Here is an 11,139-nt window from a genome sequence, read left to right as displayed (position 1 = left end):
ACAGCCGCCGGGCGTAGAGGCCACCGAGGTACCGGGACACACCGGTCACCAGCACGACCTTCGCCATCGGCTCCTCCTGTCGTGGATCTGTCGTGGATCGTCGCCGCGGTCCCGCGCCTCGTCAGGTCTGCGGGAGGCCTACGCTCGCCCGCATCAGGAGCCTACCGAGGCGCAGCCGCATACGTTCGCGCAGCCTGCAGAACGCGAACGACCCTCACCGTCGTCGGCGAGGGTCGAGAGCGTTTGCGGGCATTGCGCCCGCGGGCCTGATCGAGGTCAGGTCACTTCTTGTTGCGGCGCTGGTGACGCGTCTTGCGCAGCAGCTTGCGGTGCTTCTTCTTCGCCATCCGCTTGCGGCGCTTCTTGATGACAGAGCCCATGGTTGTCCTTGATCCGTTGACGGTGCAGTGTGCCGACTTGCGCCGACCGCCCGCCAATCGGGAGAGTCGACTCCTCGAGCCGAGCCGAGTGCACAGCCTAGCGTGTCCCGGGGCGCGACCTCAAAAGCCGCCCCGCCGATCGAAAGAGCAGCTTCTGCCCCTGCGTCCTCGGGTGACCTCGAGCGCGGCGGGGCAGAAGCTGCTCTTTCGATCTCCTCACGCGGTGTCGATGAATGACGTCTGCAGGTACTTGTGCACGGCGTCCTCCGGAACCCGGAAGGAGCGTCCGACCCGGACGGCCGGGAGCTCGCCGCCGTGGACGAGCCGATACACCGTCATCTTCGACACGCGCATGATCGAGGCGACCTCGGCGACGGTCAGGAACCGCACCTCGCTGAGCTGGCGCTCATTCGACATGTGAACCTCGATCTCTCCAAACACACGTATGTCGCCGGCTTCCCCTCCGGCGAAACATCACACGGGTGCACTAGGCAACCTTAGGTGCTGATGTGACAGGAGGGAAAGGGCGCGGACTCCGCGTCTCTACGCCCGCAAGGCGACACGCCGACCAAAACGGACCAAAATCGTCGAGCTACGGCGCCAGCCGGTTCAGGTCCCGCGGGAAGAGGGTGACCTCTCGGATGTTCTCTGCGCCGGTCAGCCGGGCGACCCAGCGCTCGAGGCCGATCGCGAACCCGCCATGGGGCGGCATTCCGTGCGCAAAGGCGTCGAGATACCCCGCCAGCAGCGCCGAGTCCGTCTCCGTTCTGGCCAGGGCGGCGGCGTAGTCGCTCGGGCGATGGAGGCGTTGCCCGCCCGTCGTCAGCTCGAGCCCCCGGAACAGCAGGTCGAACGAGTTCGACCCCACGGGGGGCTCCGCCCCCCGTGCACCCCCCGAAGACCCGCGTGGCACCGTCATGTCGTAACCCTCGGGTGCCGTGTAGAAGGGTCGCTTGGCCATCGGATACCCCTCTACCGCAAGGAAGTCCGAGTCAAACTCGGCTCGGGCCCACTCGCTGAGCGCGCGCTCGTGCGCAGGGCTGAGATCGGGCTCGTCCACGCTCGCCCCGACCTTGGCGAGCGCGTCCCGGAAGTGGATCACCGGGAACTCGTCGGGCACCCGGGGCAGGTCGACGCCCAGGAGCGAAGCGGCCTCAGCGGCATACGTCCTGATCGACTCCACCATCCCGAGAAGGGCGGCCCGGAGGACTGCAAGCACGTCGCGGTGGTCACGGATGAAGCCCAGCTCCGCGTCGAGCGAGGTGTACTGCGCGAGGTGGCGCACGGTGTCGTGCGGCTCGGCGCGGAAGACCGGACCGACCTCGAAGACCCGCTCGAAGACACCGACCAGCATCTGCTTGTAGAGCTGTGGGGACTGCGCGAGATAGGCGGACTGGCCGAAGTAGTCGACGGAGAAGACGTTCGCGCCGGACTCAGTCGCCGTTCCGACCAGCTTCGGCGTCACGATCTCGGTGAACTCGAGCGAGCCCAGGGCCGAACGGAACCCGCGCATGGAAGCGCTGGCGATCTGCCACGCCGCGCGATGCCTCGGGTGGCGCAGCGTCACCGCGGCATGGTCGAGCTGCGTCGGCAGCCCGGCGCCGAAGGTCGGTCGCCAGAGCTCCGCCGGCGGTGGGAGGGCCGGCTCGGTGAGCGGCGTGAAGACCGGCTCCACGAGCTCCGCCCCGCCCGGCGCCGCCGGGTTGTGCACCACGCGGCCGGTCACCTCGACGACCGTCTCCTCCGGGAGGGCGCCGAGGCCCGCGATGACGTCAGGGTCCTTGGCCACGACCTGGACGAGGCCCGAGCGGTCCCGGATCACGACGAACGTCACGCTGGCGAGCAGGCGGCGTCGATGGACCCAACCCGCGAGCGTGGCTGGGGCGCCGTCGGGACGGGATGCGAGGTCACGGGCGAGCACGCGGGACGCCGCGCCGACGGATGGTGGTCGTGATGAGTGTTGTGCCGTTGACATTCCTTCACCTCCTGGGGCTGTGCCCCGGAGGTGCGGGCGATGGGGATTGTCGCTGTGCCACCGCACCTTCGCCGCCGCGGATCGCGGTCGGCCTCTTGTCCTGCTCGGCTCAGGATTGTCAGGCCCGTCAATGCCGTCCGGCCATGGTGCCAGATCGAAGGAGCAGCTCGCACTGCACTTTCGAGCGTCAGTCGAAATGCACGTCGAGGCCGTGGTGCGGGAACACCGCGGTTCGGGTGGCCATGATGGCCCGGTCGACCTCGCTGCCCGGGTCGTAGCCGAGGTCCCACGAGCGCCACCACAGCGGCCCGTCCTGGGTCGTCAGATCTCCCATGCGCAACGGGGCCGGACGGCCGGTGGCGCGCTCGACGTGCTCACGCCAGTCCGCTGGGATCTCGGTGGCCGTCGGGAGTGGAACGTGCGCCGCGATGGCCGTCAGGTGCGTCCACGTGCGTGGGACGACGCCCACCACCTCGTATCCGCCGCCACCCAGGGCGACCCACCTCCCATCGCAGACCTCGTGGGCCAGACGGTGGAGCGAGTCCGCGGCGGACCGCTGGGCGTCGACCGTCATCGCGAAGTGCGCCAGAGGGTCCTCGGCGTGCGTGTCGCAGCCGTGCTGGGTGATGAGGATGTCCGGCTTGAAGGAGCGAACGATCGGCATGGCGGTGGCATGGATTGCCCGGAGCCAGCCCGCATCGGCCAGCCCCGGTGGCAGGGACACGTTGACCGCACACCCCTCGGCCCTCGGACCGCCGATGTCGGTCGGCCACCCGGTCCCCGGGAAGAGCGCCCGGCCCGTCTCGTGCAGGGAGATGGTCAGGACCCTCGGGTCGTCCCAGAAGATCCGCTCGACCCCGTCCCCGTGATGGACGTCGACGTCGACGTAGGCGATCCGCTCGGCGCCGTGGTCCAGCAGCCACTGGATGCCGATGGCGATGTCGTTGTAGATGCAGAAGCCGCTCGCCCGGTCGGGCATCGCGTGGTGGAGGCCGCCGGTGAAGTTGACGCCGTGGCTCGTCTCGCCCTCCCAGACGGCGCGCACGACGTCGACGGTCCCGGTGACGATCCGGGCACTCGACTCATGCATACCGACGAACGCCGGGTCGTCCTCCGTGCCGATGCCTCGGTCGGGGTCGGCCTGGTTGGGGTCGGCCGAGGCAGCCTTGACCGCCGCGACGTAGGCCGGGTCGTGGACCGTCTCGAGCAGCTCGTCGCTGGCCGGCTCTGCACCCCGCACCTCGACCCCCGGGGCGTCGAACAGGCCCAGGGCCTCGCAGAGCCGCGCCGTCAGGTCCAGTCGAATGGGTGCCATCGGGTGGCTCGGGCCGAAGTTGTACTTCGTGAACGACGGGTCCCAAACGATGCGGGCCTGGCTTGGCATGATTGAGACGCTATCGCGTCACCGTTGGGCGCGGACTGTCGAGAAGGGAAACCCGTGGCGCGCAACAAGCTCTTCGAGGACGACGTGCTCGTGATCGGGCTCGGACGCTTCGGCGCGGCCGTTGCCCTGGAGCTGACCAAGCTCGGTCACCGCGTCATCGCCGTCGAGCGGGACAATGCCCTGGCCGAGACGTACGTCAACAAGTTCGCCAAGGTGGTCCACGCCGACATGGCCCAGGCGAGCGCCGTCGACATGATCCGGTCGGCAGAGCCGAAGATCGCGATCGTCGGCATCGGCTCGTCCATCGAGTCCTCCGTGCTCGCGTCCGCCAACCTCGTCGACGCGGGGGTGCCGTCCATCTGGGCCAAGGCGCTCTCGCCCGAGCACAAGCGGATCCTCGACCGCATCGGCGTGCACCATGTCATCTCGCCGGAGTCGGACGCCGGCCGCCGTGTGGCGCACCTCGTCAACGGTCGCCTGCTCGACTACATCGAGTTCGACGACGGGTTCGCGATCGTCAAGATCAACCCGCCACAGGAGACGATCGGCTTCACCCTCGAGCAGAGCCAGATCCGTCGCAAGTACGGCGTGACCGTCGTCGGGGTGAAGGCACCCGGTGAGGACTTCACCTATGCCGTGCCGCAGACCAAGGTCTCGGCGCACCACGTGCTCATCGTCAGCGGTCCGACGGAGCTCATCGAGCGTTTCGCGGCACGGCCCTGAGCCCGCCTCAGCGGCCTCCGATCACTCGGCGGTCGTCGCCGAGTGGGAGGACCATGGCGATTTCCTCCTCGCCGTCCTCCTCGGACTGCACTCCCATGGGGCGCCGCTGGTCAGTCGGCCGGAATCCCATGCCACTGGCAAAGGCGACCGCTCGGCCGTTCTCGGTCCCGACCCAGTAGTAGAGCTGGCTCTGGCCGCGCTGCCTGGCCAGGGCAGCGCCGTTCTTGACGAGCTTGGTTGCGACACCGGAGCCACGCAGCTCGGGCTTGACCCAGAGGCCGAAGAGCTCACCCGCCCGGCCCTCCTCGTCGGATGGTGCGGTCCCGACGCTCAGGACTCCGACCGCTGCACCGTCGCGCTCCGCAATGAGCCGGGCCGATCGCTGCATCCGTGCGCGCCAACGGGCCTCGTCGAAGGCCTGCTCCTCGGCCGCCGTGGCGACAAAGGCCTCGGGGGACTCGTTCAGTGCCTCGAGCCGAACCGCCCGATAGTCCTTCCACTCATCCTCGCCCAGGTGGCGCACGGTGATCTCGCTCATGGGAACACCATGGCATGTGGCACGACCGCCTGCACCCGTGGGTGGGTGAACTCCTGACGACCCGGACTCTCGGGCGGCGCGCTCAGAGCGGGTGCGCCATCTCGAGCTCGTGGACGTCCTGGCGCCGAGGATGCGCCGAGGTCGCACCGGTTCGCACGAAGCCACACCGCTCATAGAGGGCGATCGCGGGGCCGTTGTGGCTGCCCACCTCGAGGATGACCTGGGCCTTCCCAAGGTGGCGAGCCTCCTCGAGGACCGCCCGCACCAGTGCCTCACCGACGCCCCTCCCTCGAGCACGCGGCGCGACGTAGAGGCCGAAGAGCGTGGCAGTCCGGGCGCGGCTGGGCTCCCAGTGCGAGCCCAGCCCGGCGCTGCCCACGACCCCCTCCGCATCGCGTGCCTGGACGAGCCAGGCGCCCTCGATGCGCTCACGCCAGTCCGCCTCGTCGTAGACCGCCTCGTCGGCGTAGGTGTACCAGAACGAGTCGGGAGCGTCCTGGAGCATCTCCAGCCGGACGTCGCGGTGGCTCTCCCAGTCGTCGGGGCGCACGACGTGCAGGTGCATGTAGGCGAGGATAGCCAGCGCGCCCTCCTGAGGTGGCGTAGGTCACAATCCGCCACTAAGTTCAGGTCCGTGTCGACCCGACCGGCCGGCACGCAGTCACATCAGTCTCCCCGATTGGAGCAACTCAGTGAGCCTCAGCCACTTCAGACCGCTGGCAGCCGTGACCGCGGCCGTCCTCGGCATTTCCGTGGCCGGAATCGCCTCGGTGGCGAACGCCGCGCCAGCGCAAGGACCCGAGACCACCTACCTGGTGCTCGCGCCGGGCAACTCAACCGCCCAGGCCATGAAGCGGGTCGCCGCCGCCGGTGGCTCGGTCGCGGCGGACTACCGCCAGATCGGCGTCATCGTCGCACACTCGACGAACCCGAGCTTCGTCAAGGACGTGGCCGGGCCGGGTGTGGCCTCCGCCGCTGCCACGACGGGCCTCGGCTCAGTCCTCGACGAGGGCACCACCCTGGAGACCGTCGACTCCGCCGAGGTCACGGCGAACGGTGCGACGGGCGAGCCCCTCTACGGCCAGCAGTGGGACATGCCGCAGATCCATGTCGCCGAGGCGCACGGGGTGACGACCGGAAGCGGCGTCGTCGTGGGGGTCTTGGACAGCGGCATCTCGAGCAGCCACCCGGACCTCGCCACGCAGATCGCGAAGGACAAGAGCGTCTCGTGCATCGGGGGGGTCCAGGACACGTCAGAGGCTGCCTGGAACCCGACGACCTCTGACCACGGAACCCACGTCGCCGGCACCATCGCCGCGGCCATCAACGGCGTCGGCGTCACCGGCGTCGCACCGGGTGCCAAGGTGGCGTCGGTCAAGGTCGTCAACGACGACGGCTTCATCTACCCGGAGGCGGCACTCTGTGGCTTCCTGTGGGCGGGCGACCAGGGCATGGACGTCACGAACAACAGCTACTTCATCGACCCGTGGGAGTTCAACTGCCGCAATGACGAGCGCCAGCGCCCGGTCTGGCAGGCCATCCAGCGCGCCATCCGCTACTCCCAGTCCAAGGGCGTCCTCAACGTCGCCTCGGCGGGCAACTCCAACGTCGACCTGCAGCACAAGTTCATCGACTCGGGCAGTCCGAACGACGGCAGCTACCCGGTCGAGGACCGCACCATCACCGGCGCCTGCGTGGACCTGCCCGCTGAGGCCCCGGGTGTCGTGACGGTCTCGGCGACCGGCCCGACGGTGCAGAAGTCCTACTACTCGTCCTACGGCCAGGGTGTCGTCGAGGTCGCCGCGCCCGGTGGTGACACGAGGTTCCGTACCCAAGGGGTCAGTTCGACCATCACCGACGCGATCCTGTCGACGACGTTCAACACGACGACGAAGACGAACGGCTGGGGCTACAAGCAGGGCACCTCGATGGCGGGCCCGCATGCAGCGGGTGTCGCAGCCCTGGCTCTCTCGGCCAACCCGAAGCTGAGCCCCGGCGCCCTCGCGTCGCTGCTCCAGCGGACCGCGGAGCCGCTGGCCTGCCCGGCCGGTGTCTACAACCCGGTTCCGAACATTGCGAGCGGGCCACACGCCTACGACGCGACCTGCTCCGGTGGGCAGCGCAACGGCTTCTACGGAGCGGGGGAGGTCGACGCCCTCGCTGCCGTCCAGTAGCCGGTTGGTAGCCGTGCCGTAGGAAAGGCCACGGCACCATCACGTCGAGTGTGCAGAACCCGCCCGGAACGGCGGGAACTGCACACTCGCCGTCGTTGTGGGCTCAAACCTGGCCGGAGGCCAGCTGCTTGGACCGCGCGGCCGCGGCCTCCATCGCGTTGACGAAAGCCGCCCGGACCTTGTGGTCGTCGAGCTGGCGCAACGCGGCGACCGTCGTGCCGCCCGGCGAGCTCACCTGCTCGCGCAGCACGGTTGGGTGCTCGTGGGTCTCCTTGAGCATGGTCGCGGCCCCATAGAGGGTCTGGACGACGAGCTCGGTGGCCGTGGCCCGGGGCAGCCCGAGGACGACGCCGGCCTCGATCATCGCCTCGACGACGTAGAAGATGTAGGCCGGCCCGCTGCCCGAGATCGCGGTGACCGCATCGAGGTGCTTCTCCTCCAGGCGGACGACCTTGCCGCACGACGAGAGCAGTGCCTCGGCCTCGAGGAGGTGCTCCTCGGTGCAGTGCCGACCGGGCGAGATGCCAGCCATCCCCTCATCGACGAGGGCGGGCGTGTTGGGCATGACGCGGACGACCGACGTCCCTTCGGGTAGGTGGGCCTCGAGGAACTCTGTCGTGATCCCGGCCGCGAGCGAGACGACGGTGTTCCCCTCGCGGACGTGGTCCCGGATCTCGTCGAGCAGGGCCTCCATGTCCTGGGGCTTGACGACGAGCACGAGCGTGTCCGCCAGCTCTGATGCGTCGGGGTTCGACATGGCGCGCACGTGGTACTTCTCCGCGAGCTGCGCGGCACGGTCCGGGTTGCGCTCGGTGATGACGAGGTCGGCCGCGGCGCGACCAGAGCGAAGAAGTCCGGAAAGGAGGGTCTCGCCCATGACACCGGCGCCGAAGATCGCGGTGGTCGCCATGGCTCAGCCTCTCGTCGCCAGGCCGCGCAGGAAGAACATGACGTTCGCCGGCTTCTCGGCCATCCGCCTCATGAGGTAGCCGTACCAGTCCTCGCCGTAGGGGATGTAGACGCGCAGCTGGTCTCCACGATCGGAGATCCGCTTCTGCTCCTCCGGGCGGATGCCGTAGAGCATCTGGTACTCGAACGAGGTGGCGGCGCGTCCGGCCTGGGCCGCGAGGGCCCCCGCGATCTCGATGAGGCGCGGGTCGTGGGTGGCGACCATGGGGTAGCCGTCTCCCGCCATGAGGATCTTGAGGCAGCGGACGTAGGACCTGTCGACCTCGCTCCGGGACTGGAACGCCACCGACTCGGGCTCCTGGTAGGCCCCCTTGCAGAGCCGCACGCGGGAACCTGTGCCCGCGAGGTCGCGGCAGTCCCCCTCGGTCCGATGCAGGTACGACTGCAGGACCGCACCGACGGTGGGGAAGTCCGCCCGCAGCTCGCCGAGCGCCGCCAACGTCTGGTCCGTCGTCGTGTGGTCCTCCATGTCGAGCGTGACGGTCGTCCCTGCGAGGTCCGCCAGCGTGCAGATGTCCCGCGCGTGCTCGAGGGCGATCTTGTTGCCGTCGCCGGGAAGGGCCTGCCCGAGGGCGCTCAGCTTGAGCGAGACCTCCGCGGTGCCGCCCTCGGTGAGCCCCTTGTCGCGGAGCGCGGTGATGAGCTGGACGTAGGCGTCGCGCGTCTGCTTCGCCTGGGCCAGATCCGTGGTGTCCTCGCCGAGGTAGTCGATCGTCGACAGCCGCCCGGTCGCCGCGATCTCTCCTGCCGCAGTGACGACATCTGAGTGCCGAGCGCCCGGGACGAAGCGCTTGACCACCGAACGCGACACGGGAGTCCTCTCGACGAAGTCGCGGATGTTCTCCTGCTTGGACAGCTGAAGGAGCGAGTTGCGCAGCAGGTCGCTGGCGTCCACGGGGACCTCCCGGTCGTCGTCGGGTGGGACTGGCTGGCTGGTGCGAGCGGCCCGTCGGGGCGCCCTCTCGCAAACCTACCGCCGTGGGGCAGACTCACCGCATGGACGCACGCCACCCCGTCGATTCCCATCTGGATGCCCTGGGCGATGGTCTCGGCCGTGCCGCTACCGTGCTGCGTGCCAACGCGATGGCGGCCGGCCTCGACGCCACCGTGCCCACCTGCCCCGGGTGGACCGTGCGCCACCTCGTCGCGCACGTCGGCATGGCGCACCGGTGGGCGGCCGGCCACGTCAGCGGTTCCCCGATCGACTCGCCCGAGGCCCTGGAGGTGGCTGCGATGGCGGAGCCCGACCTCCTGGGCTGGTTCGACGCGGGGGCAACCGCCCTGCTCCAGGCCCTCGTGGATGCACCGGACGACCTCACCGCCTTCGTCTTTCTCAAGAACGCCCCGGCCCCCAAGGTGTTCTGGACGCGACGGCAGTGCCACGAGACGACGATCCATGCGGTCGATGCCCTTGCCGCGCGGCTCGGGCGGCCGCCCGCTCGTGAGGAGACCTGGATCAGCACCGAGTTGGCCCTCGACGGCCTTGACGAGCTGCTTCGCGGCTTCGTCCCGCGCCGCAGCCAGGGCATCCACCCTCCGGAGGAGACGGTTGTGCTCGTGCGGCCGGACGACTCCCCCATCGCCTGGCGCCTCGGCATGGGACCCGACCACCCCGTCGAGGTGACCCAGGTCGAGGGAGCGAGCTCAGCGGCATACGGCACGATTGACCGCGAACTGGCCGGGCACCCGGTGGACCTCTATCTCCAACTCTGGAACCGCGGCACCGAAGTCATCCCCTGGTGGCGCGACCTCGTCACCATCACGTGGAAGTGAACCAATGCCTGCGCTCGACCACCTGACCAAGGGCGAGTTCCCGCGGTCGAACAAGTACGACGCGAAGTGGCTCGTCGACCTCGACATGGGCCCGCACCCGCTGTGGCTGCTCGAGGACCTCGCCGCCGACCTTGACCTTGAGCCCGGCATGCGGGTGCTCGACCTCGGGTCCGGTCTGGGAGCGACCTCGGTCTTCCTGGCCAAGGAGTACGGAGTCGATGTGGTGGCGGTGGATCTCTGGGTCGATCCGACGGAGGCGGGCGAGGTCTTCGCCAAGGAGGGCGTCGGCGAGCAGGTCCTGCCGATGCGCGTGGACGCCGGGGCGCTGCCGTTCGGCCGGGCGTCCTTCGACGTGATCGTCAGCATCGACGCGTGGGAGTACTTCGGGACGGGCGACCACTACCCGCCCTACCTGGCGGGGTTCCTCAAGCGAGGTGGGCAGCTCGGCGTGGCGACGCCCGCGCTGACGACCGAGGTGCGCGAGCTCGGCGCGATCCCCGACCACATCGACACGGTGGTGGGCGCCGAGACCGCTGCCTGGCACACCGCGGACTGGCTGCGGAGCCAATGGGAGTTCTCGCGGGCGTTCACCTCGGTGACGGCTCGGGCGCAGCCGGACGGGTGCGCCAACTGGCTGCTGTGGGAGCGGGCCGTCATGGAGCTCAAGGGCCAGATGAGCTCACCAGTCCAGCAGATGCTCGAGGCAGATGGTGGGGCGTTCGTCACGTTCGCGATGGTTACCGGGAGGGTGGCATGACGCTCAGCGAGGTCGATCTGAGGTATCTGCAGCGCGCCGTGGGCCTCGCGCGACTGGCTCTCGAGCACGGGGACGAGCCGTTCGGATCGGTGCTCGTGGGGGGCCGGGGCGACGTGCTCTTCGAGGACCACAACCACGTCGTCGCCCTCGAAGAGACCCAGCATCCGGAGTTCGCCATTGCCCGCTGGGCCGGGGCGAACCTGACTCGGCAGGAGCGGGCTGCGGCGACCGTCTACACGTCCGGCGAGCACTGCCCGATGTGCTCCGCCGCCCACGGCTGGGTCGGGCTGGGCAGGATCGTCTACGCGGCGAGCTCGGCGCAGCTGGCCGGCTGGCGGGCCGGGTGGGGGATGCCGGCGTCGCCGGTGCGGGCGCTGCCGATCCGAGAGGTCGTGCCCGGTGCGGTGGTCGATGGTCCGGCTGGGGCGCTCGAGGACGAGGTTCGCGCGCTCCACGAGGAGTTCGC

General features: G+C 69.5%; 13 protein-coding genes. 5 read left to right on the top strand and 8 right to left on the bottom strand.

Annotated features, from left to right (window positions below; genetic code table 11):
* Positions 1-281 precede the first annotated feature (281 nt).
* The 4 genes from ABF401_RS10905 to ABF401_RS10890 all read right to left on the bottom strand — a co-directional run bounded on the left by ABF401_RS10905 (position 282) and on the right by ABF401_RS10890 (position 3,739).
* Positions 282-380, bottom strand: a complete 99-nt coding sequence (locus ABF401_RS10905; protein WP_003792170.1) for a 30S ribosomal protein bS22 — start codon at positions 378-380, stop codon at positions 282-284.
* A 216-nt stretch (positions 381-596) separates the two neighbouring features.
* The gene (locus ABF401_RS10900) at positions 597-797 is read right to left on the bottom strand and encodes a helix-turn-helix domain-containing protein (RefSeq protein ID WP_331926903.1); all 201 of its coding nucleotides are present in this window, start codon (positions 795-797) and stop codon (positions 597-599) included.
* A 175-nt stretch (positions 798-972) separates the two neighbouring features.
* The gene (gene aspS / locus ABF401_RS10895; RefSeq protein WP_353509587.1) at positions 973-2,355 is read right to left on the bottom strand and encodes an aspartate--tRNA(Asn) ligase; all 1,383 of its coding nucleotides are present in this window, start codon (positions 2,353-2,355) and stop codon (positions 973-975) included.
* 187 nt (positions 2,356-2,542) lie between these two features.
* Positions 2,543-3,739 carry an acetoin utilization protein AcuC gene (locus tag ABF401_RS10890; protein WP_353509586.1) on the bottom strand — a complete coding sequence of 399 codons (1,197 nt, stop codon included), beginning with the start codon at positions 3,737-3,739 and terminating at the stop codon, positions 2,543-2,545.
* Positions 3,740-3,793: 54 nt separating this feature from the next.
* Between ABF401_RS10890 and ABF401_RS10885 the strand changes: the two genes are divergently transcribed.
* Positions 3,794-4,462, top strand: a complete 669-nt coding sequence (locus tag ABF401_RS10885) for a potassium channel family protein (RefSeq protein ID WP_353509585.1) — start codon at positions 3,794-3,796, stop codon at positions 4,460-4,462.
* A gap of 7 nt (positions 4,463-4,469) precedes the next feature.
* On the opposite strand, the gene ABF401_RS10880 is transcribed toward ABF401_RS10885, so the two are convergent.
* Together ABF401_RS10880 and ABF401_RS10875 are read right to left on the bottom strand one after the other, a co-directional pair.
* Positions 4,470-5,000, bottom strand: coding sequence for a GNAT family N-acetyltransferase (locus ABF401_RS10880; protein WP_353509584.1), 531 nt, complete (start codon positions 4,998-5,000; stop codon positions 4,470-4,472).
* An 82-nt stretch (positions 5,001-5,082) separates the two neighbouring features.
* Positions 5,083-5,565: a GNAT family N-acetyltransferase gene (locus tag ABF401_RS10875; RefSeq protein WP_353509583.1), complete on the bottom strand. Its 483-nt coding sequence runs from the start codon at positions 5,563-5,565 to the stop codon at positions 5,083-5,085.
* Between the two features lie 127 nt (positions 5,566-5,692).
* Here ABF401_RS10875 and ABF401_RS10870 point away from each other — a divergent pair, with 127 nt between their 5' ends.
* A complete protein-coding gene (locus tag ABF401_RS10870; RefSeq protein WP_353509582.1) occupies positions 5,693-7,174 on the top strand; it encodes a S8 family peptidase in 1,482 nt (493 codons plus the stop codon).
* Between the two features lie 103 nt (positions 7,175-7,277).
* On the opposite strand, the gene proC is transcribed toward ABF401_RS10870, so the two are convergent.
* Entirely contained in the window at positions 7,278-8,084 is an 807-nt protein-coding gene (proC, locus tag ABF401_RS10865; protein ID WP_353509581.1) for a pyrroline-5-carboxylate reductase, read from the bottom strand.
* Between the two features lie 3 nt (positions 8,085-8,087).
* A complete protein-coding gene (locus ABF401_RS10860) occupies positions 8,088-9,038 on the bottom strand; it encodes a proline dehydrogenase family protein (protein ID WP_353509580.1) in 951 nt (316 codons plus the stop codon).
* 101 nt (positions 9,039-9,139) lie between these two features.
* Here ABF401_RS10860 and ABF401_RS10855 point away from each other — a divergent pair, with 101 nt between their 5' ends.
* The 3 genes from ABF401_RS10855 to ABF401_RS10845 all read left to right on the top strand — a co-directional run.
* Entirely contained in the window at positions 9,140-9,916 is a 777-nt protein-coding gene (locus tag ABF401_RS10855) for a maleylpyruvate isomerase family mycothiol-dependent enzyme (protein ID WP_353509579.1), read from the top strand.
* Between the two features lie 4 nt (positions 9,917-9,920).
* Positions 9,921-10,673 (top strand): SAM-dependent methyltransferase, encoded by a 753-nt coding sequence (locus ABF401_RS10850; RefSeq protein ID WP_353509578.1) that lies wholly within the window; start codon positions 9,921-9,923, stop codon positions 10,671-10,673.
* Positions 10,670-11,139, top strand: a 470-nt coding sequence (locus ABF401_RS10845; protein WP_353509577.1) for a nucleoside deaminase, incomplete at its 3' end; no start/stop codon positions are given. The genes ABF401_RS10850 and ABF401_RS10845, both read left to right, overlap by 4 nt.

The sequence above is a fragment of the Intrasporangium sp. genome (assembly GCF_040414665.1).
Classification (GTDB): Bacteria; Actinomycetota; Actinomycetes; order Actinomycetales; family Dermatophilaceae; genus Intrasporangium.
The sequence above is the reverse complement of the archived record's forward strand: the minus strand, read 5'-3'. Positions and strand labels throughout refer to the sequence as shown.

Coding starts and splice junctions, on each gene's coding strand:
- ABF401_RS10900 (WP_331926903.1), bottom strand. CDS start 797: ATGTCGAATGAGCGCCAGCTCAGCGAGGTGCGGTTCCTGACCGTCGCC.
- ABF401_RS10880 (WP_353509584.1), bottom strand. CDS start 5,000: ATGAGCGAGATCACCGTGCGCCACCTGGGCGAGGATGAGTGGAAGGAC.
- proC (WP_353509581.1), bottom strand. CDS start 8,084: ATGGCGACCACCGCGATCTTCGGCGCCGGTGTCATGGGCGAGACCCTC.
- ABF401_RS10905 (WP_003792170.1), bottom strand. CDS start 380: ATGGGCTCTGTCATCAAGAAGCGCCGCAAGCGGATGGCGAAGAAGAAG.
- ABF401_RS10875 (WP_353509583.1), bottom strand. CDS start 5,565: ATGCACCTGCACGTCGTGCGCCCCGACGACTGGGAGAGCCACCGCGAC.
- ABF401_RS10855 (WP_353509579.1), top strand. CDS start 9,140: ATGGACGCACGCCACCCCGTCGATTCCCATCTGGATGCCCTGGGCGAT.
- ABF401_RS10850 (WP_353509578.1), top strand. CDS start 9,921: ATGCCTGCGCTCGACCACCTGACCAAGGGCGAGTTCCCGCGGTCGAAC.
- ABF401_RS10890 (WP_353509586.1), bottom strand. CDS start 3,739: ATGCCAAGCCAGGCCCGCATCGTTTGGGACCCGTCGTTCACGAAGTAC.
- aspS (WP_353509587.1), bottom strand. CDS start 2,355: ATGTCAACGGCACAACACTCATCACGACCACCATCCGTCGGCGCGGCG.